This window comes from Nocardia sp. BMG111209, from assembly GCF_000381925.1.
Taxonomy (GTDB): domain Bacteria; phylum Actinomycetota; class Actinomycetes; order Mycobacteriales; family Mycobacteriaceae; genus Nocardia.
In genome coordinates, this window is the sequence record NZ_KB907307.1 from 730022 (window position 1) to 751845 (window position 21824).

At 69.2% G+C, this 21824-nt stretch carries 21 protein-coding genes; 10 read left to right on the forward strand and 11 right to left on the reverse strand.

From position 1 onward, the window contains the following. Positions 1-87 precede the first annotated feature (87 nt). Complete coding sequence (locus G361_RS42150) at positions 88-1038, forward strand: class I SAM-dependent methyltransferase (RefSeq protein ID WP_196814404.1); 951 nt, start codon at positions 88-90, stop codon at positions 1036-1038. A 270-nt stretch (positions 1039-1308) separates the two neighbouring features. Here the strand turns inward: G361_RS42150 and G361_RS0103230 are convergent, their stop codons facing one another. The 6 genes from G361_RS0103230 to G361_RS42155 all read right to left on the reverse strand — a co-directional run bounded on the left by G361_RS0103230 (position 1309) and on the right by G361_RS42155 (position 8518). Beyond that, the gene (locus G361_RS0103230) at positions 1309-1617 is read right to left on the reverse strand and encodes a DUF3224 domain-containing protein (protein ID WP_019925608.1); all 309 of its coding nucleotides are present in this window, start codon (positions 1615-1617) and stop codon (positions 1309-1311) included. 138 nt (positions 1618-1755) lie between these two features. Next, a complete protein-coding gene (locus G361_RS0103235) occupies positions 1756-4776 on the reverse strand; it encodes a glycoside hydrolase family 38 C-terminal domain-containing protein (protein WP_019925609.1) in 3021 nt (1006 codons plus the stop codon). A gap of 72 nt (positions 4777-4848) precedes the next feature. After that, a complete protein-coding gene (locus tag G361_RS0103240) occupies positions 4849-5442 on the reverse strand; it encodes an ATP/GTP-binding protein (RefSeq protein WP_019925610.1) in 594 nt (197 codons plus the stop codon). Then, complete coding sequence (locus G361_RS0103245; RefSeq protein ID WP_019925611.1) at positions 5423-5803, reverse strand: DUF742 domain-containing protein; 381 nt, start codon at positions 5801-5803, stop codon at positions 5423-5425. The genes G361_RS0103240 and G361_RS0103245 overlap by 20 nt, the downstream gene beginning before the upstream one ends. Beyond that, the gene (locus tag G361_RS0103250) at positions 5800-6240 is read right to left on the reverse strand and encodes a roadblock/LC7 domain-containing protein (RefSeq protein ID WP_019925612.1); all 441 of its coding nucleotides are present in this window, start codon (positions 6238-6240) and stop codon (positions 5800-5802) included. Before G361_RS0103250 ends, G361_RS0103245 begins: the two co-directional genes overlap by 4 nt. Further along, entirely contained in the window at positions 6230-8518 is a 2289-nt protein-coding gene (locus G361_RS42155) for a nitrate- and nitrite sensing domain-containing protein (protein ID WP_019925613.1), read from the reverse strand. The genes G361_RS0103250 and G361_RS42155 overlap by 11 nt, the downstream gene beginning before the upstream one ends. Positions 8519-8911: 393 nt before the next feature. On the opposite strand from G361_RS42155, the gene G361_RS46610 reads away from it, so the two are divergent. Beyond that, the gene (locus tag G361_RS46610; RefSeq protein WP_081635281.1) at positions 8912-9313 is read left to right on the forward strand and encodes a hemophore-related protein; all 402 of its coding nucleotides are present in this window, start codon (positions 8912-8914) and stop codon (positions 9311-9313) included. A 45-nt stretch (positions 9314-9358) separates the two neighbouring features. Here the strand turns inward: G361_RS46610 and G361_RS0103265 are convergent, their stop codons facing one another. The 3 genes from G361_RS0103265 to G361_RS0103275 are packed head-to-tail and all read right to left on the reverse strand — an operon-like array spanning position 9359 to position 12391. Then, a complete protein-coding gene (locus G361_RS0103265) occupies positions 9359-10510 on the reverse strand; it encodes a HAMP domain-containing sensor histidine kinase (protein ID WP_019925615.1) in 1152 nt (383 codons plus the stop codon). Further along, positions 10507-11163 carry a response regulator transcription factor gene (locus G361_RS0103270; protein WP_026342632.1) on the reverse strand — a complete coding sequence of 219 codons (657 nt, stop codon included), beginning with the start codon at positions 11161-11163 and terminating at the stop codon, positions 10507-10509. Before G361_RS0103270 ends, G361_RS0103265 begins: the two co-directional genes overlap by 4 nt. 52 nt (positions 11164-11215) lie before the next feature. Further along, positions 11216-12391: an amidohydrolase family protein gene (locus G361_RS0103275; protein WP_019925617.1), complete on the reverse strand. Its 1176-nt coding sequence runs from the start codon at positions 12389-12391 to the stop codon at positions 11216-11218. A gap of 249 nt (positions 12392-12640) precedes the next feature. Between G361_RS0103275 and G361_RS0103280 the strand changes: the two genes are divergently transcribed. From G361_RS0103280 to G361_RS0103315, 8 genes are all read left to right on the forward strand, one after another. Beyond that, positions 12641-13717 (forward strand): Zn-dependent alcohol dehydrogenase, encoded by a 1077-nt coding sequence (locus tag G361_RS0103280; RefSeq protein WP_019925618.1) that lies wholly within the window; start codon positions 12641-12643, stop codon positions 13715-13717. 27 nt (positions 13718-13744) lie between these two features. Next, entirely contained in the window at positions 13745-14524 is a 780-nt protein-coding gene (locus G361_RS0103285) for an SDR family NAD(P)-dependent oxidoreductase (RefSeq protein ID WP_019925619.1), read from the forward strand. Between the two features lie 16 nt (positions 14525-14540). Beyond that, the gene (locus G361_RS0103290; protein ID WP_036494067.1) at positions 14541-15695 is read left to right on the forward strand and encodes an acyl-CoA dehydrogenase family protein; all 1155 of its coding nucleotides are present in this window, start codon (positions 14541-14543) and stop codon (positions 15693-15695) included. Further along, entirely contained in the window at positions 15692-16633 is a 942-nt protein-coding gene (locus G361_RS0103295; protein ID WP_019925621.1) for an acyl-CoA dehydrogenase family protein, read from the forward strand. The genes G361_RS0103290 and G361_RS0103295 overlap by 4 nt, the downstream gene beginning before the upstream one ends. Before the next feature lie 4 nt (positions 16634-16637). Next, the gene (locus G361_RS0103300; protein WP_019925622.1) at positions 16638-17420 is read left to right on the forward strand and encodes an enoyl-CoA hydratase/isomerase family protein; all 783 of its coding nucleotides are present in this window, start codon (positions 16638-16640) and stop codon (positions 17418-17420) included. Between the two features lie 54 nt (positions 17421-17474). After that, positions 17475-18665 carry an acyl-CoA dehydrogenase family protein gene (locus tag G361_RS0103305; protein WP_026342634.1) on the forward strand — a complete coding sequence of 397 codons (1191 nt, stop codon included), beginning with the start codon at positions 17475-17477 and terminating at the stop codon, positions 18663-18665. 116 nt (positions 18666-18781) lie between these two features. Continuing rightward, a complete protein-coding gene (locus G361_RS0103310; RefSeq protein ID WP_019925624.1) occupies positions 18782-19840 on the forward strand; it encodes an acyl-CoA dehydrogenase family protein in 1059 nt (352 codons plus the stop codon). Positions 19841-19919: 79 nt separating this feature from the next. Beyond that, complete coding sequence (locus G361_RS0103315; protein ID WP_019925625.1) at positions 19920-21125, forward strand: amidohydrolase family protein; 1206 nt, start codon at positions 19920-19922, stop codon at positions 21123-21125. Between the two features lie 16 nt (positions 21126-21141). Here the strand turns inward: G361_RS0103315 and G361_RS0103320 are convergent, their stop codons facing one another. Continuing rightward, entirely contained in the window at positions 21142-21591 is a 450-nt protein-coding gene (locus G361_RS0103320; RefSeq protein ID WP_019925626.1) for a PTS glucose transporter subunit IIA, read from the reverse strand. Further along, positions 21588-21818 (reverse strand): glucose PTS transporter subunit EIIB, encoded by a 231-nt coding sequence (locus G361_RS0103325; RefSeq protein ID WP_019925627.1) that lies wholly within the window; start codon positions 21816-21818, stop codon positions 21588-21590. The genes G361_RS0103320 and G361_RS0103325 overlap by 4 nt, the downstream gene beginning before the upstream one ends. Between the last annotated feature and the right edge of the window lie 6 nt (positions 21819-21824).

Here is a 21824-nt window from a genome sequence, read left to right on the forward strand (position 1 = left end):
GGTTCCGGGGCGAGCGAGCGGCGGCCACCGCCGGAATGGATACAATGTATCCCGCAGCGAAACAGTCGGCAAGATCAGGGGAACGGGGTGGGCACGGCACGCGGTCGCTCAGGTCTGCGAATTCCTGCGCTTTGCAGTCCACCGGGACCGAGGCGGAAGATGGATCCCATGGCCACACGCGACAGCGGCGCCGCTCGGCGCGCGACGATGTACGGCAGCGGCAATCTGGCCGCCAGCAAACTCTTCTCGGGCCATTTCATCAATTTCGGGTACTGGACCGACGGCGTCGTCCCCGGCCACCTCACCGAGGATCAGCGCACCGCCAGCCAGGCCGACCTGTACCGAGAAGTCCTGCGCCGAGCCGGGATCGGCGAAACAGATGCCGTGCTGGAAGTCGGCTGCGGCATCGGAGTCGGCGCGGTGCTCGCACTCCGGGAGTTCGGTCCGCAGCGGTTCGCCGGGCTCGATCTCTCCGATGATCAAATTGCGCGGGCCGAGCGGATCAATGCCGAGGAGTTGATCGCCGACCCCGGCCGCTTGTCGTTCCGTCAAGGCTCGGCGTTCGCGATTCCGTTCCAGGACAGCACATTCGACCAGTGCATCTCGATCGAAGCAGCGCAGCATTTCGAGGATCTGCCAGGATTCGCCGCCGAGGCGAACCGAATCCTGAAACCGGGCGGCAAGCTGACGGTGTCGACCTTCTTCACCACCGCGGAGGACTGCGCACGCCAGTTGGAGCCGATGATCGAAACCATCCGTACCGGGGTCGACGTTGTGGCGCCGATCGGCGTGTTCGCCGAGGTACTACGGGCGTCCGGCTTCGAGCCGGTCGGCGTCGAGTCGATCGGCAAGCACGTCTGGCACGGGTTCGATGCCTGGATGCAGCAGAGCGGGTTCGAGAATCACTGGGCCCGCAACTGGCTGCCGGCATATCAGAACGGCCGACTCGACTACTACATCGTGTCGGCAGAGAAGCCGGATGATTCGAAGCCGACAGTGCCGAAGTCCGGCCCGGCCCTCGGTGAGGTTGCCCGCTGATCCGGAGGTCGGGGCGGCCGGCGCCCCGAGCGGACCGGGGATCGTGCCGGAGCGGGGAGGTCGATCCGGGTCCACTCGAGACCATGCGGTGTCGGCTTGCGCTCGGCGTGGTCAGCGGAGGAGTGAATCGTTCACGCCTACCTCTGGATCTACGAACCAGCGCACCATGATCCCGCATCGGGGCTGCTGCACGACGTTCGACCTGTGGTCGATGAGTTGTCGAAATGCGCTGTGCCGGAGCAGTTATGGGTTCACATGGCCCCGGGCCGCTCAGCCGAGTTCGTAATCCAGCCGGATGCGGTGGGTGCCGTCGGCGTCGACCGCCATTGCGCCACCGCCGGTGATTCCGGTGAGATCCCCGGAACCGCTGGTCGGGACGATGACGAAGAACTCCGCCGTGCGATCGGTGCCCGAGGTCGTGGCCGAATGCGCGAAGCAGAATGTGCCCGCGGCTCCGTTGAGTGAGCCCTCGAACGATTCCATGGCCACGTAGGTGCCCACGTCGGTGGCCTGGTCGGATGCTGCGGTGAACAGCGTTGCGGCCCGGGCTTCGGCATCCCGCGCGCACCCGGACGACACGGGCGACGCCGGCTCGAAATCGCTGTGCTGACGTGACGGTCGGGCGGTAACGATCGCCCGGCGGAGCCGTACCGCACTACGTGCCGGGCGGCGGCGCGGAGCACCTTTCCGGTGTGGAAGGTGTTGTCCGAGTGCCGGTTACGGGGTTTTGCGGGGGAAGCGGAGGGTGAGGAGTTGGAAGGGGCGCAGGCGCAGGTGGATCGAGGGGTCGTCGTCGGCGCTGGTGAGGGCGGGGTCGGGGATCGGGCGCTCCAGCAGATCGCAGGTGTGTACGCCCTCGGTGTCGAAATTCGGGGTGATCACCGCGGTGGCGCGGCCGCCGAGGGATTCGTACACGCGCAGGATCACGTCGCCGGAGCCGTCGTCGGCGAGTTTCACCGCGCTGGTCACCACGGCGTCGTTGTCGACCGTGAACAGGGGTCGGACCGGTTGTGCCACACCGGTTTCCGGGGCCGAGAGGTTGAGGCGGTAGCCCTCGCGGACCGCGTCGGCGAGATCCGCGCCGGGGAAGACGGCGTGGCGGAAGCGGTGCAGGCCCTGGTCGGTGTGGGGGTCCGGGAAGCGGGGGGCGCGCAGCAGCGAGAAGCGCAGGGTGGTCGTGGCGCCGCCGTCGGCGCGGACGGTCCGGGTGACGTCGTGGCCGTAGGTGGAGGCGCTGATCAGCGCGACACCCCAGCCGGGTTCGGCGAAGTGGACGAACCGGTGGTTACAGGCCTCGAATTTCGCGTTCTCCCAGCTGGTGTTGGTGTGGGTGGGGCGGTACAGGTGGCCGAACTGGGTTTCGGCGGCGTAGCGGTCGGCGTGGATGTCCAGGGGGAAGGCCAGTTTCAGGAACTTCTCGGTTTCGTGCCAGTCCACCTCGGTGTCGACGGTGAGACCGGCGTCGCCCGAACGCAGCGCGAGAGTCTGGGTGACGGAGGAGTTTCCGAAGGAGCGCACCACCCGCAGGGCCGCGGTGTCCGGCGAGTCCGCGATCACGGTCAGGGAATCCAGCTCGGTCAGATCGGTGCCGGTGTTGCGGTAGAAGGCGTCGACGTCCCACGCGTCCCAGGCGTTGGGGAAATCCGGGTGCAGCTGAAGCAGATTCGCGGTCGAACCCGGGGGCAGGGTCTCGCGGCGGTTCGCGAGATCGACCAGCGACACCACCAGGCCGCGGTGGTCGACCTCGGCCCGCACCAACTCGTTGGCGAGTACGTAGCCGCCGTCGTCGCAGGTGGTGACGGTGCACGCGGGTGCGCGGGTATCCGCGACCGCCGCGCCGCCCGCCGGAATCGACGACCAGGCGTGCGGCGCCGGGTTGAACAGATGCGGACCGGTCTGCTCGCCGCCGAGGGCCCACTGCGCGCGGCGCGTGATCTCCGCGAGTTCCGTGGCGACGCGCGTGTAGGTCTGCTCCGCCTCGCGGTGCACCCAGGCGATCGAGGAGCCGGGCAGGATGTCGTGGAACTGCAACAGCAGCACCACTTTCCAGAGCCGGTCCAGTTCCGCGCGCGGGTATTCGGCGCCGGCGCGCACGGCGGCGGTGGCCGCCCACAGTTCGGCCTCGCGCAGCAGATGTTCACTGCGGCGGTTGCCCTGTTTGGTGCCGGCCTGGCTGGTGAGGGTGGCGCGGTGCAGCTCCAGATACAGTTCGCCGACCCAGACCGGTGGTTCGGCGTATTCGGCCTCGGCCGCGTCGAAGAAGTCGGCGGGGGACTGCCAGCGGACCGTCGGCGAGCCCTCCAGATCGCGCAGCCGGGCCGCCTTCGCGATCATCTCCCGGGTCGTCCCGCCGCCGCCGTCGCCGAAACCGGTCGGCGCCAGCGATCGGGTCGCCCGGCCCTTCTCCTTGAAATTCCTTGCCGCGTGCGCTATTTCGCTGCCCGACATGGTGCAGTTGTAGGTGTCGACGGGTGGGAAGTGGGTGAAGACGCGACTGCCGTCGATCCCCTCCCAGCGGAACGTATGGTGCGGAAAGGTATTGGTGCGGCTCCACGAGATCTTCTGCGTCAGCAGCCGATCCGAGCCCGCCGCCCGCATGATCTGCGGCAGCCCGGCGGCGAAGCCGAAGGTGTCGGGCAGCCACACCTCCCGGCTCTCGATCCCGAATTCGTCGAGGAAGAAACGTTTCCCGTAGGCGAACTGCCGGGCCATCGCCTCCGAACCGGGCATATTGGTGTCCGCCTCGATCCACATCCCGCCGGTCGGCACGAACCGGCCCGCCGACACCGCCTTGCGGACCTGCTCGTAGATCTCCGGCCGCTCCCGTTTCAGGAAGTCGAACTGCGCGGCCTGCGACATGGTGAAGACGAAGTCGGGGTCGGCGGCCAGCAGCGCGGTCATATTGGCCGCGGTGCGGGCGACCTTGCGGACCGTCTCGCGCAGCGGCCACAGCCAGGCGGTGTCGATGTGCGCGTGCCCGACCGCCGAGATGCGGTGCGCGGACGCGGAGGCCGGTCGCGACAGGGCCTCGGCCAGACAGGCGCGGGCCGCCGTGGCGGTGCCGCCGATATCGCCGAGATCGAGCGCGTCGAGTGCCCGCTCGATCGCCCGCACGATCTCGTAACGCCGGGCGTCCTCGGGCAGTTCGTGCATCAGCTCGCCGAGTACCTCGAGATCCTGCACCAGATGCCAGACCTCCTCGTCGAGGATCGCGAGATCCAGTCGCCCGAGCCGATATTGGGGCCGGTTCCCGGCGGTCTCCTTGTCGCCCAGATTGTTCGGGCGGAACGGGACGGCCGGATTGGATGCGGCCTCCACGTGCAGCAGGACCTGCTCGCCGCCGGCGGCCGGGGCCGCCACGGGCACCCACTGATTGCGCGGATGCAGCCCCTTCACCGGTGTGCCGTCGGGCCGGTAGACCAGCCCTTCGCATTGGAAACCCGGTATGCCGCCCTCGAATCCGAGATCGATCAGGGCCTCCACGGTACGTCCGGCCCACTGCGCCGGCACGGTCGCCTCGACCGTCAGCCAGCTCGTCCCCCAGGGCGCGCCCCACTCGGCGCCGGATTCGATCGGCGTCCGCGGCGCGGCCAGCCCCTCGGCGACCGGGACCGGCTCGTCCGGGGCGACCCAGATCGACGCCCGCAGCGGCACCGATTGCGGATGGATCGCGGGCACGATCCGTTCCGACAGCATCCGGGTCAGGCGATCCTCGAGCAACCGGCGGTCGTCGTGCATGTCGGGCTCCCAACCGAGCGCAGCGTGGACGGTGACGCCTCGATCCTAGTGCCGGGCCCGGCGGGCCGGGGTTCAGCGGACGGCGGCGGTTGCCTGGATGTGTTGCAGCAGCCGGACGAGCACGTTCTTGACCGATTCCCGGTTGCGGGCATCGCACAGCTGCACCGGGATCCCGGCGGAAAGGTCCAGCGCGCCGCGGATCTCGTCCTCGGCGTAGATCTCGGCGCCGTCGAAGCAGTTCGCCGCGACCACGAACGGGATCCCCCGCGATTCGAAATAGTCCACCGCGGCGAAGGATTCGGGTAGCCGCCGGGTGTCCGCGAGCACCACCGCGCCGATCGCGCCGACCGACAGTTCCTTCCAGACGAACCAGAAGCGGTCCTGTCCCGGCGTGCCGAACAGATAGACGACCAGTTCCGGATTGATCGTGATGCGGCCGAAGTCCAGCGCCACGGTGGTGGTGGACTTGCCCTCCACACCCGTCAGATCGTCGACGGCGGTACCGATTTCGGACAGCCGCTCCTCGGTGCGCAGCGGGGCGATCTCGCTGACCGCGCCGACCATGGTCGTCTTGCCGACGCCGAATCCGCCCGCGATCAGCAGCTTGATCGTCTGCACCGTGTTCAGGCGTTCGGGATCGGCGTATTCAGATATTGCGTATGCCATCGAGCACCGCCTGCAGTAGTTCCGGATCGGGGGTGTTCGCGGCCGGGGTCGGCGACCGGAAGATGAGGTAGCCGGATTCGATCAGGTCACCGACGAGGACCTTGACCGCGGCCAGCAACAGGTTGAGGTGAGCGGCGAGTTCGGCGATCGACACCGGCCGGGCCTGGCACAGGCGCACGATCTCCGCGTATTCCCGGTCCAGCGTCGCGGCCTCGGTCTCGGATCGGACGGCGACCACCAGGCTCAGCATGTCGAGTGTGTTGACATACTTCCCGGCGCGGCCGCGGGTCACCGCGAAGGGCCGCACCAGTGGGCCGGGATCCTCGTCCGCCGCCCAGGGATCGCCGCGGAAATAGCTCACGACACCAGCGGCGCCCGCAGGGTGCCCGCCGCGCCGCGCGGCATCGCCGACAACTGTTCGCCGACCTGTCCGAGGATGACGTTCACCTCGTAGGCGATCAGGCCGAGGTCCGCGTCGATCTCCGCGAGCAGGGCCAGGCAGGTGCCCTGGCCCGCCTCGGTCACCACCAGGTAGCCCCTGGCCAGTTCGACCACGGTCTGCTGGAGTTCGCCCTTGTCGAAACGCTCGCCGACACCGCGGGCCAGGCTGTGCAGCGCGGACGCGATGGCGGCGAGGTGCTCGGAGTCCTCGCGGCCCAGGCTCTTCGAATGCGCCAGCGGCAGGCCGTCGGCCGACAGCACCAGCGCGTGTTCGGACCCGGGTACCCGGGTGACGAGTCCGTCGAGGAGCCAGTCCAGGGCGTTGCGGGCCTTCTGGGCCTTCGCGTCAGTGCTCATGTTCCGACCGTCCGTTCTCGTGTTCGGTGCGTGCGGTGGTCTCGCGGGCCCGGCGGGTGCCGCGCTGGAAGGCCGCCATGGAGTGGCGGATCTCCTCCGGCGGACGCCGATCGGCCGGTGATTCGGCCGCGGCGGTCTGTCCGGGCGCGGGGTCCGGCCGCAGTTCGGGTGCGAGATGGGTCAGCCGCTGCCGTTTGGGCAGCGGGGTGCGGCTGCGCCGCGACGGCCGCAGCACCGGCGCCGCGGACCGGTCGATGCCGGAATCCGCTGCCGGCGAATCGGTTTCGGCTGTCGGCGTGGCGACCGGCCACGGGGGCAGTTGCGGGACGGTCGATCCGGGCATCGGCGGCACCGCGTCGGTCACCGGCTGCGGCACCGTCGCCCGTCCGGCGGCGCGACCGGTTTCGACGGGGGCGGAATCACGTTCGGGGGCAACGGTGTCCATGATCTCGCTCGGAATCAGGACGATGGCGTTGACTCCGCCGTAGGCCGATTGGTGCAGGCTGACCGTGACGCCGAGCCGTCGGGCCAGCCGCCCGACCACGAACAGGCCGAGATACCGGTGCCCGGCGAGCGTCATCTCCTCGAATTCGGGTGGGCTGGCGAGCAGTTCGTTGAGACGTTCCCGTTCGTCGAACCGGATGCCGAGGCCCTGGTCCATGATCTCGATGACCATGCCGCGGCTCACCGGGTTGCCGTGCACGGTCACCGGGGCCTCGGGTGGCGAGAACAGGGTGGCGTTGTCGATCAGCTCGGCCAGCAGGTGGATGAGGTCGGCCACCGCGTTGCCGTGCACCCAGGCGTCGGGTAGCCGGATCGCGCTGACCCGTGCGAAGTCCTGGGTCTCGGAGGCGGCGCTGCGGACGATCTGCTCCACCGCGACCGATTCCCGCCAGCGCCGGCCGGGTTGCGCGCCACCGAGAATCAGCAGGTTCTCCGCGTTGCGCCGGCCGCGCGTGGCCAGATGGTCCAGCTGGAACAGCATTTCGAGATGTTCGGGATCGTTCTGCTTGGCCTGGGCGATGTCGAGTACGTCCATCTGGCGGCGGACCAGGACCTGACTGCGCCGGGCGATGTCGACGAAGACCTTGTTGAACCCGTCCCGGGTGCGCATCTCGGAACTCGCGGCGGCCATGGCCGTCCGCTGCGCGACGGTGAACGCCTCGGCCACCTGCGCGATCTCGTCGGCACCGTCGTCGAGCACCGCCGCCTCGGCCTCGATGTCGACCTGTTCACCGGCGTTGAGGCGCCGGATGATCGACGGCAGGGTGTCGTTAGCCAGCTCCAGACTGCGGGACCGCAGCGAGCGCAGGCGCCGCACGAGTCCGTTCGCGAGCAGGATCGCGAACCCGAACACGGCGATCGTGATGACCGTGATGCCCACCGCGGCCAGGATCGCGCGGTTCAGCAGCCGGTTCGCCGCATCGCCGACCAGTGAATTCGTGTACCGCGCATGGGTTTCGAAGATGCCCATGAGCTGGGCCTGCACCGACTGCTCGGCCGCGCGCCACTCCTCGACCGGAACCGACGGGGCTCCCCGCGACATCAGCTGATCTTCCGAGTCGGATGCCGTGTGCCACTGCGGACTCGTGGTCAATGTGGTGTACAGCGCTCGATCGCCGGGGGTGAACCGCGTGGCCAGCGCCGCGAGCGAGGTGCGATAGCCGCCGATCAGCGCGGTGATGTCGCGCCGGTCATCCGGGCCGAGCGTGCCGCCGGTCAGCGCCGCGTCCGCGATTCCGATTGCGCGCGAATGGTTGTCGACCACGCGGAGCGCGGCGGCAGTCGTCATCTCCTCGGCGCCGCTCATCGAATCCGGCGTGTAGTGCGCGATACCCTCGAAACCCACCGGCGCGGTGCCGAGCAGCCCGGTGAAGAAATCGTCCACGTCGGCGGTGGTCGCCCGGCGCTGGTCGACGGCCTGGCGCAGGGGACCGATCCGGCTGCCGAGGGCCAGATACTCCGGTGACACCGTGGCCAGGCCCGGATTCAGCGGCCGCATCTCCACCGCCAGCCCGTTGACATCGGCGAGGGCGGCATCGGTTTTCGTGCGTTGTGCGGGCAGATCGGCCAGGGCCTGCTGGTCGCCCGTGGCCGCCATCAGGCTCAGCGTCCGTTCGTCCTCCATCGTGGTGACGAAGGCGACCAGCGGGGTGATCCGATGACTGAGCAGGTCCGACCAGCGGCCCGCCGTGCGGGCCTGATCGCCCAGGCTCACCGCGATGCTGGTGCCCGTGATCAGCAGGGCGACGGACGGCACCAGCGCGATCGCGAGCATGCGGGTGCGAATGCTGCGCGCGGTCCGGAGTCCGGGCAACCGCGGCCGGGAAGGCCGGTGTGGTCGTTGCCCGTCCGGTGCTGACGGTGATTTCTCGATCAACAGGATTTCCTAGGCCGGGATATCGAGTGAGCGGTGGCAGACCATCCGGCGAAAATCCCATGGCACATGGCAGTTACGGACACTTCTACTATCGATCGAACGAGAACCAACAATGCGGTCTGGAGGTTAGCGACAACGTTGCGTACTGTCAACGGGCCGTGCGGAATCCGGTCCGCCGTATTCCCGCCGAAATGCCGGCGCAGCGCCTAGCGCTGCGCAAACGGCCGTGGTGGTGCACTGGGAACCGGGTCACGGAGTCGTGATCGGATTTTCGGTGAAAGGTGTTCACAAATGGCTGTTTCGAGAATGTCCGCACGGTCCGCGCGGATGGCCGCCGGCCTGGCGATCGCCGGCGGTATCGGTGTGGCCGGTCTGCTGGTTCCCGCGGTCGGTGCCGCGCAGCCGCCGGCCGGCGGGGAATTTCTCCGGACCACCTGCAATGCGGCGCAGGTGGAGTCGGCGCTGCACGAGCATGCTCCCGATCTCGCGGCGCGCGTGGATTCGCATCCGGAATTCAGGAGCCGGCTCGACGAGTTGCTGAATCTGCCGCCCGCCGAACGGGAGCAGCGGATCGCGACCTTCCGGCAGCAGCATCCCGACCTCGGCGGCCACCGGCCGATGCCCGCGGGTGTCGACCCCGGCGTCGTGAAGGGCGAACTGCAGCAGGTTCTCGACACCTGCCACAACTACTGATCCGCGGCGTGCACCGGTGCGAACCGGTGTGGCGCAGCCGGGGTGTCAGCGTGGGGCGGGCAGGACGACGGTGATCGCCAGCCCGCCCTCCGGCCGCGCGACGGCCGTGACGGTGCCGCCGTGCGCGCGGGCCACCGAACGGACGATGGACAATCCGAGCCCGGCGCCGCGGCGACCGCCCTCCGCGGCCTCGTCCGGCAGCCGGCGGAACGGTTCGAACAGCCCGTCCACCTCGAGGGCCGCGACGATCGGGCCGCTGTTCGCCACGATCAGCCGCGCCGTGCCCTCGGTGACCGCCGTGGTGATCGTGACCCAGCCGTCGCGCGGCAGGTTGTAGCGGACGGCGTTGTCGATCAGGTTGTGCGCCAGGCGTTCCAGCAGGATCGGATCACCGGTCACCGGCGCGGGCGCCGTCTCGGCCCGCACGGTCACCTCCCCGGGCGGGACGGCGGCGATCGCGCGCGCGGTCAGTTCGGCCAGATCGGTGCGGCGGACCTCGGTGAGGTGCTGTTCGCTGCCCGCCAGCACCAGCAGTCCGTCGATCAGGCGCTCGTGGCGCCGATTGACCTCCAGCAGTGTGGTTCCCAGCTGCCGCAGCGCCAGGGCCGCCGCCGGATCGTCGAGGGCCACCTCCAGCAGGGTGCGGTTGATCGCCAGCGGGGTGCGCAGTTCGTGCGACGCGTTGGCGACGAAGCGGCGCTGGCCGTCGAACGCGCGGTCCAGCCGTTCCAGCATCGCGTCGAAAGTGTCGGCCAGATCCTTGATCTCGTCGGGCGGGCCCGCGAGTGCGATGCGTTCGTGCAGGTTCCGGTCGGCGACCCGGCGCGCGGTCGCGGTGACGCGCTGCAACGGTTGCAGCACCCGCCCGGCCAGCAGCCAGCCGAAGCCCGCGGCGACCACCCCGACCGCGGCCAGCGCCGCCAGCGACCAGCCGAGCATGGCACGCAGGGTGTCCCGGCGCTGCCGTTCGGCCTGATCGACCAGGGCGTCGTAGATGTTCTCGGTGAACACCGTTTTCGCGCGCATCGGCGGCTCGGGCAGGTTCTGCATCAGGATCTGCCGCAGCGCGGCGCCCGGCCGTCGCTCCAGCCACTGGTCCAGGGAGAAGTACATCAGCGCGATCAGCACCGCGCCGGCCAGGAAGAACGCCCCCGCGTAGAGCAGGGTCAGCCGCATCCGGATCGTCGAGCGGGTCATCGGATCCGGTATCCCACACCGGGTTCGGTCTCGATCAGGGTCGGGTCGCCCAGTTTGCGGCGGACCATCATGATCGTGTAGCGGACCACGCCGGTGAACGGGTCGATGTGCTCGTCCCACGCCTTCTCCAGCAGATGTTCCGCCGAGACCGGCGCGCCGTCGGCGCGCAGCAGTTCGGCCAGTACCGCGAACTCCTTGCGCGACAACGTGATCGGTTCGTCGTCGCGGGTCACGGTGTGGTGCTGCGGATCCAGCCGGATACCGGCGCGGGTGAGCACCGGCGGCGTCGCGGGGCCGGACCGGCGGCCCAGCGCGTGGATGCGGGCGGTCAGCTCGGCGAAGGCGAACGGTTTGGTCAGGTAGTCGTCGGCGCCGAGGCCCAGGCCCGCGACCCGCTCGGCGATCGCGTCGGCCGCGGTCAGCATGAGAATGCGGGAGGGCGAACCGGATTCCAGCAGGGCCCGGCAGACGTCGTCGCCGGAGGTGACGGGCAGTTGCCGGTCGAGCACGACCACGTCGTAGCCGTTGACCGTGGCCCGCTCCAGCGCCGCGCCGCCGTCGTAGACCACGTCGACCGCCATGGCCTGCCGGCGCAGGCCGACCGCGATCGCGTCGGCCAGCAGCCGTTCGTCCTCCACCACGAGTACTCGCACGGACCCCATCATGACCGGCGAAACCGTGCGCGGCCTGAGGGAATCCGCTGGATCAGCGCAGTCGCAGCAGTTCGGCGGTGTTCTCCCGCAGGACCTTCCGCGCCACCGCCGGCTCGCAGGTCTCGAGCCGCGGCAGATAGTCCCGCGGTTCGCGCAGCCCCTCCGGATGCGGCCAGTCCGAGCCGAACAGCACGTGCTCGGTGCCGAGCGCGTCGAGCAGGTCGTGCACGTCGTCCTCCGGGAACGGGCACACCCAGAGATGTTCGGCGAGTGCGGCACTCGGCTTGTCCGGCAGTGTGCCGCCGATCATCGGACCGCGCCGGCCCAGCGCCGCCGCCTTGTCCACCATCTTGAACAGCGGGCGCAGCCAGGAGGATCCGTTCTCGATCGAGACGATCTTCACCTTCGGGTGGCGGCCGAACAGGTTGTGCAGGGTCAGCGCGATCAGCGTATCCACCAGCGGCCGTTCGGTATTGCACAGCGCCCACTGCAACGGCGACTGCTGATGCGAGGGATTGTCCGGATTCTCCGACCACTGGGTGCCGTAGAAGTGCTGATATCCACTGTTGGACACGTGGAAGACCACCGGGATCCCGGCCTCGGCCACCGTCGACCAGAACGGGTCGAAGATCGGATCGGCGGGGGAGCGGCCCGCGATCGGACCCGGGCACAGGTGCACCATCCGGGCGCCGGCCTCGATGACCCGGTTCAATTCGACGACGGCGCGGTCGATGTCGAGCAGCGACAGCATGGGCACCGCGAAGATCCGGCCGTCGTCGCCGAAGCCCCAGTCGTCCTCGAGCCAGCGGTTGTAGGCCGCGAGGCTGGCGTAGGTGAGCTCGACGTCGTCGCGCATGTCGTATTCGACCGAGACGCCGAGCGTCGGCAGCATGATCGTCGCCTCGACGCCCTGCTGATCGAGCAGCTTCACCCGCGCGGTCTTCTCGATGAATTCGGGGAACTCCTTGGCGGTGACCACCTCTCGGTGGGTCATGCCCTCGGCCACGCCGCCGACGAACAGGCCCTGCAGCGCGCCGGGCGCCGAGGCGTAGTCGCCGGGCATCACGCTCATGAAAGTCCGCTTGCCACGCAGGAATACGCGACCGAGCCCGTCACTGCCGCGCTCCACCCGGATCGTCTCGTCGGCGAATCGTGACTCGATATGACGGGTGAAGCAGTCGTCGGTCTCGTAATAGTGCCCATCGGCATCGACCAACCGATAATCCATCACCGGATACCTCCGCTACGGTCCATCGACCGGGAACGCAATGTGCCCACTCAGTAAGTGAGTGCCTAGTTACTAACTCTGCCCGGCGGCCCGATTGCTGTCAAGGCGGCCGGGTACCGTGCCGGATTGCTGACGTGGCGCTCCGTCTGTGCCTAATATAAGTGAGTCCTCGCTCGCTAAGGCGTCGGTCCGCGAGCGGCCGTACACGTTGTCCTTCGATATGTCGGACCTGGTCACCAGGGGTTTGTAGTGAGAACAGTCGTAGCCTACGAGGTCGGCCGGCCGCTCGTGCTCGAGGATCTGCCCGTCCCGGAGGTCGGGCCGCGCGACGTACTGGTACGAGTGACCGCCAGCGGCATCTGCCACACCGATCTCACCGTGATCCAGGGCCTGTCGCCGCTGCCGTTGCCGATCGTGCCGGGTCACGAGGGCTGCGGCATCGTCGAGGAGGTCGGCTCCGAGGTGCGCCGGGTGCGCGTCGGTGACCGGGTGCTCGCCTCGGTGTCCCCGGCCTGCGGGCACTGCTGGTGGTGCATCAACGGCATGTCCAACCATTGCGAGCTCAATCCGGGGGTGAAGGCCAAGAAGCGCTTCACCCTCGCCGATGGGCGCGAGGCCGCGGCCGTCTGCGGTTGCGGGACGTTCGCCGAGGCGATGGTGGTGGACGAGGCGTCGGTGGTCGCGGTGCAGACCGAACTGCCCGACGAGCAGCTGGCCCTGCTCGGTTGCGGCGTCACCACCGGGCTCGGCGCCGCGCTCAACACCGCGGAGGTCACCCCGGGATCCAGTGTCGCGGTGATCGGCTGCGGCGGTGTCGGCCAGTCGGTGATCCAGGGCGCCCGGATCGCCGGCGCCGCAACGATCATCGCCGTCGACACGATGGCGAACCGGCGAGCGGCCGCCGTGGCCGCCGGCGCCACCCACACCGTCGATCCCGCCGAGGGCGACGCGGTGCAGCAGGTGCGCGCGCTCACCTCCGGCCGGGGCGCCGACTTCACCTTCGAGGTGGTGGGCCGGCCCGAACTGATCACCCAGTCCATCGATATGGCACGCACCTCCGGCACCGTCACCCTGGTCGGCATGCCGGCGGCCACCGATGTACTCACGCTGCCGGCCATCTCGACGATCTTCTCCGGCAAGCGGATTCGCGGTTCGGTGGTCGGCGGATCGCAGATCCTGCGGGACTTCCCCCGCTACATCCGGCTGGTCGAGGCGGGCCGGTTGGATCTGGGATCGATGATCACCCACCGGATCAAGCTCGACGAGATCAACCAGGGCTTCGACCTGCTCATCCGCGGCGAGGGCGTCCGCACCGTGGTGGTCTAGGCCACCCGCGAATTCGAGGACTGCACAATGGATTCCGACCGGATGCCGGTGGCGCTGCGCCGGTTCGACCTGACCGGACGGGTGGCGATCGTCACCGGCGCCTCCTCCGGACTCGGCGAAACCCTCGCGGAGACACTGGCCGCCGCCGGTGCGCGGGTCGCGCTGGTGGCCCGCCGCTACGACCGGCTGGCGAAACTGGCCGACCGGATCGACGGTCTCGCGATCGAGGCCGACCTGCTCGACGCCGCCGCGGTCACCGCGGTGGTGCCGCAGGTGGCCGAGCGGCTCGGTCCGCCGGAGATCCTGATCAACGCCGCCGGCAACATCTTCAGCCACGAACGGGCCGAGGACGAACCGCTCGACGCGATCCGGCAGACCATGGATCTGAACCTGATCGCGCCGTTGCTGCTGGCGCAGAACGTATTTCCGCACATGGTGGCCGCCGGCCGGGGCTCGGTGGTGAACGTGTCCTCGATCAGCGGGCGGGTCGGGGTGCCCGGCATCCCGCAGGCCTCCTATGCCGCAACCAAACTCGGCCTGTCCGGACTGACCGCGGAGCTGGCCGTGCAATGGGCGCGGCACCACATCCGCGTGAACACGGTGGCCCCCGGCTTCTTCCGCAGCGAGATCACCGACAGTCTGTACGACGACGAACGATCCGCGGCGTGGCTGCGCCGCAACACCCCGCTGCCGCTGGAGGCCGGGCCGGAGGATATCGCCGGCGCGGTGCTGTGGTTGTGCGGTGACGCCGCCCGCTACGTGACCGGCCAGACCATCGTCGTCGACGGTGGATGGACGGCCCGCTAGCCGGGCGAGAAGGAGTATGACAGTGGACTTCCGAATGGGTCCGGCCGCGGCCGGACTACGGGACGAGTTGCGGCAGTTGGTTGCCGACGAGGTGCCGCAGGACTTCCTCGGCGCCTTCACCGACGACCCCGCGGATCTCGAGATCGCCCAGCGGTTCTGCCGCACCCTCGCCGATCGGGGCCTGCTGTGCCTGGCCTGGCCCGAGGAGTTCGGCGGCGCCGGCGCCTCGGTCTGGGAGCAGACGGTGGTGCGCGAGGAGATGTGGGCGCATCACGAGCCGCGCGGCGCGCAGTACATGGGTGTGAACTGGGTCGGGCCGACGATCATGCGGCACGGTTCCGAGGAGCAGCAGCGCAAGCATCTGCCGCCGATCTCCCGTGGTGAGGTGATCTGGTGCCAGGGCTTCAGCGAGCCGGATGCCGGTTCGGATCTGGCGTCGCTGCGGACCTCGGCGCGTCGTGACGGTGACGGCTGGCTGGTGTCCGGGCAGAAGATCTGGACCTCCTACGCCTCGATGGCGCAGTGGTGTTTCCTGCTGACCCGCACCTCGCGCGGCGAGAAGAAGCAGCAGGGGCTCACCATCTTCCTGGTGCCGATGTCCGCGCCGGGCATCGAAGTACGGCCCATCCGAAGCATTCTCGGCCCGCATCACCTCAACGAGGTGTTCTTCGACGACGTTCGGGTCACCGCGGCCGATGTGCTCGGGACCGTCGACGACGGCTGGCGCGTGGTGCAGGAGGTGCTCGCGTTCGAGCGCGTCGGGATCGCCCGGTACGCGCGCTGCGAGCGACTGCTGCTCGCCGCGCCGCAGGTGCTCGGTGCGCAATGGGCCCAACTGCCCGAACAACTGCGCGGCGCGTGGGCCCGGATGCTGGTGCACTGCCGCCGGGCCCGGCTGCTGGCCTACCGCGTGCTGGCGGTCCAGAGCACCGGCCGGGTGCGGCCCGGTGATGCCGCCGCCTACCGGATCGCGGTCACCAAACTCGACCAGGACAGCGCCGCGGTGCTGACCGAGATCGCCACCTGTGCGGTGGCCGACGACGACGGGACCCGGCGGTTCCGCCGGGCCGTCGAAGACCACTGGCGCTACACCAACGCCTCCACCGTTGCCTCGGGAAGTATTGAAATGCAACGTATCCTGCTGGCCCGCTCCCTGATGGCGGCGTCGTGAACATCGAACTCGCCGACGAGGCACTGGAATACGGCACCCAGGTCCGCCGCGCCCTGGAGGCGGCCGGCGGCGACGAACTGGTCCGCAAGGCCGAAGCCCAACCGGCGGAACGCGAGACGATCGCCCGGGTGCTCGGCGAACTCGGCGCCTGGGAACTCACCCCCCGCGCGGACGCGGTCGAACTGGAGGCCGCCGCGGCGCTGTGCCGCAGCACCGGCTACTGGGCGGCCCCCTACCCGGTGGCCGAAAGGCTTTCCCGCCCGGCCGATCTCGACGTCGACGGGCTCGTGGTGATCGGCGACATCAATCCGATGGCCGCGATCGCCGGACTGGACCTGCGCTGGGCCGCGGTCGATCTCGACGGGCGCCGCAGCCGCGTGACCGCGGTGCAACCCGATGTGCCGCCGCGCAATTCGGCCTTCGTCTCCCCGCTGCGGGCCACCCCGCTGGACACCGGCGGCGCCGGTGACATCGCCCTGGGTCTGGTACTGCCGTGCTGGACGCTGCTCGGCATGCTCGACCGCGCCATCGATCTCGCCCGCGACCATGTCGCGGTGCGGCAGCAGTTCGGACAGGCCCTGGCGCAGTTCCAGTCGGTGCAGTTCCAGCTGACCGACGCCGAGGTCGAGCGCGCCGGCGTGGAAATGCTTGCCCGCTACGCCCTCTGGAGCATCCAGGAGGGCAACGACCAGGCCGTCGACGACGCGCTGGCGCTGCGACTCGCGGCGATCGAGGCCGCCGATGTGGTGCTGCGGGTGTCACATCAGTTGCACGGAGCCCTCGGCTTCTGCGACGAGGCGACGCTGTCGTGGTTGTCGCGCTACAGCTGGCCGGTGCGCCGGCTCCCGTTGGGCCGCTCCGCCACCTCGGATCTGCTCACCCGCCGGCTCGCCGGGCACGGCCTGCCCGGACTGTTCTCCGATCCCAGGGGGGTGTGATCGCGTGAAGTATGACCTTCCCGATGAGTTGATCGTGGAGTGTGAGGGTGCGGTGCGGACGGTGGTTTTGAATCGTCCGGGTGAGTTGAATGCGGTGAACGAGCGGCTGCATTGGGGTTTGGCGAATGTGTGGCGGCAGTTGGCGATGGATGCCGAGGCGAAGGTGGTGATCGTCACCGGCGCGGGTCGGGCGTTCTCCGCTGGTGGTGATCTGGATTGGATCACGTCGTTTCTGGAGGATCCGATCGCGCGGGATGAGAGTGTGCGTGAGGGTGCGCAGATTGTGGAGGAGATGTTGCGGTTCCCGTTGCCGGTGATCGCGGCGGTCAATGGTGCGGCGGTGGGGTTGGGGTGCAGTGTGGCGGTGTTGAGTGATGTGGTGTTGATGTCGGAGCGGGGGTCGTTGGCGGATCCGCATGTGGCGGTGGGTTTGGTGGCTGGTGATGGTGGTGCGGCGTTGTGGCCGTTGCTGACGCCGATCATGCGGTCGCGGGAGTTCCTGTTCACCGGTGATCGGATCGATGCGGTGACGGCGGTGCAGCTGGGGCTGGCGTCGCGGGTGGTTCCTGCGGACGAGTTGCTGGGGGAGGCGCGGGTGTTGGCTGGTCGGTTGGCGGGGCAGCCGGTGGAGGCGTTGCGGGGGACGAAGCGGGTGGTGAACATGTATTTGTCGCAGGCGTTGGCGGGTCCGTTGCAGGCGGGGTTCGCGGCGGAGGTGGTGTCGATGCAGTCTGCCGAGCATCGGGAACGACTGCTGGCGTTGCGGCAGCGGACGAGTAGCCGATGAGGGCCGGGCAGCGGGCCGTGGCGGTGGAGGTCGTCGGCCGGGGGAGGTGCCGCGATGAGTAGCCCGGTGACCGGGGATTTCCGTGCGGGGGTGCGGGATTGGTGCCGGTCGAATGTACCGTCGGAATGGCGGTCGGCGCAGACCGGTGTCCCCGACACGGAATTCGTGGCGTTCCAACAGGACTGGTTCCGCACCCTGCGGTCCGGTGGGTTCGCGGTCCCGCACTGGCCGAAGGAGTTCGGTGGCGGTATGAGCGTCCCGGAACAGGTCGTGCTGTATCAGGAACTCGCCGCGGCCGACGCGCCGCGGTTGGTGCTGGCGTTCGTGGCGATTCATCATGCGGCGTCGACGTTGCTGGCGGCGGGGACGGAAGCGCAACGGCGGCGGCATCTTCCGGCGATCCTCGATGGTGAGATCTGGTGTCAGGGTTTCTCGGAGCCGGGTGCGGGGTCGGATTTGGCGTCGCTGCGGACCAGTGCGCGCCGTGAGGGTGACGAGTTCGTGGTGTCGGGGCAGAAGTTGTGGGCCAGTGGTGCGCAGCATGCGGATTGGTGTCTGTTGCTGGCGCGGACGGATCCAAATGTGCCGAAGCGGAAGGGGATCTCGTATTTCTTGATGGATATGCGGTCTCCGGGGATTGATGTGCGGCCGATCAAGCAGGCGACGGGGGAGTCGCATTTCTGTGAGTTGTTTCTCGATGAGGTGCGGATTCCGGTGTCGCAGTTGATCGGTGCGGAGAACACGGGGTGGCAGGTGGCGCAGTCCACGTTGGGTGCCGAGCGTGGTTTGACCATGCTGGAGTTGGCCGAACGGCTCGGTAATGCCGGGTTCCGGTGGCTGGTCGAGGAATGTGGCCGGCCGCGACGTGATGGTGGTCGTCCGATCGATGATGCGGTGGTGGCCGATCGGCTCGCGGTGTTCGAGACGGAGATCGCGGGTCTGCGGTTGTTGTGCCGGGATGTGGTGGAGCGGCACGAGGCGGGGACCGCGGGTGCGGCGGATGCGTCGGTGGTGAAGTTGTTCTACAGCGAGTTGTTGCAGCGGCTGACCGGTTTCGGTGCGGAGATCGGTGGGCTGGCCGCGCAGTCGGTGGTGGGTAAACCGTCCTCGGGCGGGTGGGAGTCCGGTGCGTGGGTGCTGGATTTCGTGGGGTCGTGGGAGTGGACCATTCCCGGTGGGAGCAGCGAGATCCAGCGGACCATCATCGGCGAACGCGGACTCGGCCTCCCCAGAGAACCGAGCTGATCGGGCCGCACCCGGCCGGGCTCGGAGCCGAGCGCCGTACACCGGCCGGTTCGATCCGGACGGCAGGCATACCGGCCCACCGGGCACGTGCGGCACAGCGAAACGAGACGGAACAGATGAGCAGCGAAACAGCAACGGCGGCAGACGATCTCGCGGCGATCCGGGACGAGCTGCGCACGGTCGCCCGCGCGGTCCTGGCGAAAGCCGATGCGCGCGGGCTGGATCGGCAGGCATCGGCGCGGCACGGCTGGTCCGGGCTGGAGATCCCCGAGGACCTCGGCGGCGCGGGCGTCACCTTCGCCGAAACCGCGGTCGTGCTGGAGGAATTGGGTCGCGCCGCGGCCGCGAGCGAATATCTCGGCACCGCGCTCGGCACCGCCGCGCTCACCGCCGCCACCGGCGCGCACCGCGACGAACTGCTCGCGGCGGTCGCGGCCGGTGACACCTCGGTGACGGTGGCGCTACCCGGCGAGGACGCCGAATTCACCGCCGCTTACCGGCTCCGGCGCGACGGCGAGCGCTGGATCCTCACCGGCCGTGCGGAATTCGTGCCCGACGCGCTCACCGCCGACCGGGTACTGCTGATCGCCGCCGATCCGGCGGGCACACCGGTGCTCGTCCACCTGCCCGGCGCCACGCTCGCGCGCACCGCGGTACCGGTCGTCGACGAGTCGCGGTCGTTCGGCACGATCGTCGCCGACGACCTCAACGTCACCGACGACGCGCTGCTGCGATTCCCGGGCGATCCGCACGCCGCGGCGCGGTCCGTCCACGACCGCGCCGCCCTCGCCGTCGCCTGCGACAGCCTCGGCATCGCCGAGGCCATGCTCGCCGCGACCGTCGACTACGCGAAGGTACGCGAGCAGTTCGGCCGTCCGATCGGATCCTTCCAGGCCGTCAAGCACGCCTGCGCCGACATGTTCGTGCACACGGCCGTCGCGCGCCGCCTCGTCGGCGCCGCGATCGCCGGGGACGGCGCCGCGATCGCCATGGCCGCCGCCTACACCTGCGCCGCCGCCGTCGAGGTGGCCGGCGCCGCCATGCAGTTGCACGGCGGCATCGGCTACACGTGGGAGAGCGGAATCCACCGATATCTCAAGCGGGCCACGCTCGATCGCGTGCTGTTCGGCACTCCCGCCGCGCACCGTCGGCGGCTGGCCGCGCGATACCGCTGATCCGCGCTGGTGCGGGACCGGACCCTCCTTTAGTATGTGAGTATTCGCTTATCTAAGACGAGGTAGTTGGGAGATCCAGATGTCGTTCAGCTGGTTCATTTCGGTCGACGACCACTTGATCGAGCCGGCCAGGCTGTGGCAGGAACGGTTGCCGCAGCGGTGGCGGGACACCGGTCCCCGCATCGTGCGCGAGGGCAAGTCGGAGTTCTGGGTCTACGAGGACCGGCAGATCGTCACCACCGGGCTGAACGCCGTCGCGGGCAAGTCGCGCGAGGAGTTCTCGCCCGAGCCGATCACCTACGAGGACATGCGGCCGGGTTGCTACGAGCCCGCCGATCGCGTGGCCGACATGAATCAGGGCCACGTCCTGTCGTCCATGTTGTTCCCGTCCTTCCCGCGCTACTGCGGCCAGGTCTTCCACGAGGCCAAGGACAAGGAACTCGGCCTGCTGTGCGTGCAGGCGTGGAACGACTTCATCCTGGAGGAGTTCGCCCAGGCGTACCCGGGCCGCTTCATCCCGATGATGATCATCCCGCTGTGGGATCCGAAGGCCGCCGCCGCCGAGGTCGAGCGCACCGCGGCGCTGGGCGGCAAGTCGATCGCCTTCTCGGAGAACCCGACCAAGCTGGGCCTGCCGTCGATCCACAACGGCCACTGGGATCCGCTGTTCCAGGCCTGCAACGACACCGGCTACGTGGTGTCGATGCACGTCGGTTCCTCCTCGAACCTGATCCGTACCTCCGAGGACATGCCGACGCTGGCCTTCATGGCGTACTCCGCGGCCGCGAATCAGGCCGGGACACTGCTGGATTGGCTGTTCAGCGGTAACTTCGTGAAGTTCCCGGACCTGAAGATCGCGCTGTCCGAGGGCTCGATCGGCTGGATCCCCTACTTCCTGGAGCGGGCCGAGCAGGTCGTCGACAAGCAGCGGTTCTGGGCCTCGCGGTTCGACATCGATATGAACGCCAGCCACGAGCGCGGCGAGCAGAAGGGTTCGGCGAGTTTCGATCTCGACACCGACATCCGCCGGTTGTTCAAGGATCACGTGTTCGGCACCTTCATCGAGGATCAGGCCGGCATCCGGCTGCTGGACATCATCGGCGAGGACAACGTGATGCTCGAATGCGATTACCCGCATTCGGATTCCACCTGGCCGGACACCATCCAGCTGGCCACCAAGTGGCTGGACCACCTGCCCGCCGACGTGCAGCACAAGATCGCCGTCGGCAACGCCTCGCGCGTCTACAACTTCACTCCGGCGGACGCCTCGACCATCACCGCCTGAGCACGGCGCCGGCGGGTCAGGCGGTGAACAGCACCGCCCCCGCCGCGATCGGCCCGGCGGCGGCGTCCCGGGCCGAGCCCGGCGCGGAGTCCATCACCACGACGGGGACGGCGGCGCTGTGGCCCTCGCGCCGAACGGCATTGGGGGAGAAGGTGATCAGCGGATCACCGGCGGCCACCCGGGTGCCCTCGGCGGCGTGCACGGTGAACAGTTCCGGTTTGCCGACGGTGTCGATGCCGACGTGCACCAGCACCCCGACCCCGGAGTCGGCGAGGATCACCGCCGCGTGCGGATGCAGTTTCACCAGGGTGCCCGCGACCGGCGCGGTGACGGTGGTGGGATCGTCGGTGTCGGCGGGCTCGATCGCGGCCCCGGCGCCGACCATCTCCGCGGCGAACACCGGATCGGGCACCTCGGTCAGCGGGAGGGCGCGGCCGGGCAGCGGCGCCAGGACCTCGGTGGTCACAGCAGATCGTTGATGTCTTCGGCGAGGGCGTCGGCGGTCGGGCCGACCACCACCTGCACCGCGTTCCCGGCCACCACCACGCCGTGCGCCCCGGCGGATTTCAGGGCGGGCTGATTCACCTGCCGCGGGTCCTTGACCTCCACTCGCAGGCGGGTGATACAGCCCTCGACCTCCACGATGTTGCCGGTGCCGCCGAGGCCGGCGAGGATCTGGTCGACCTTGGACATGGTTCC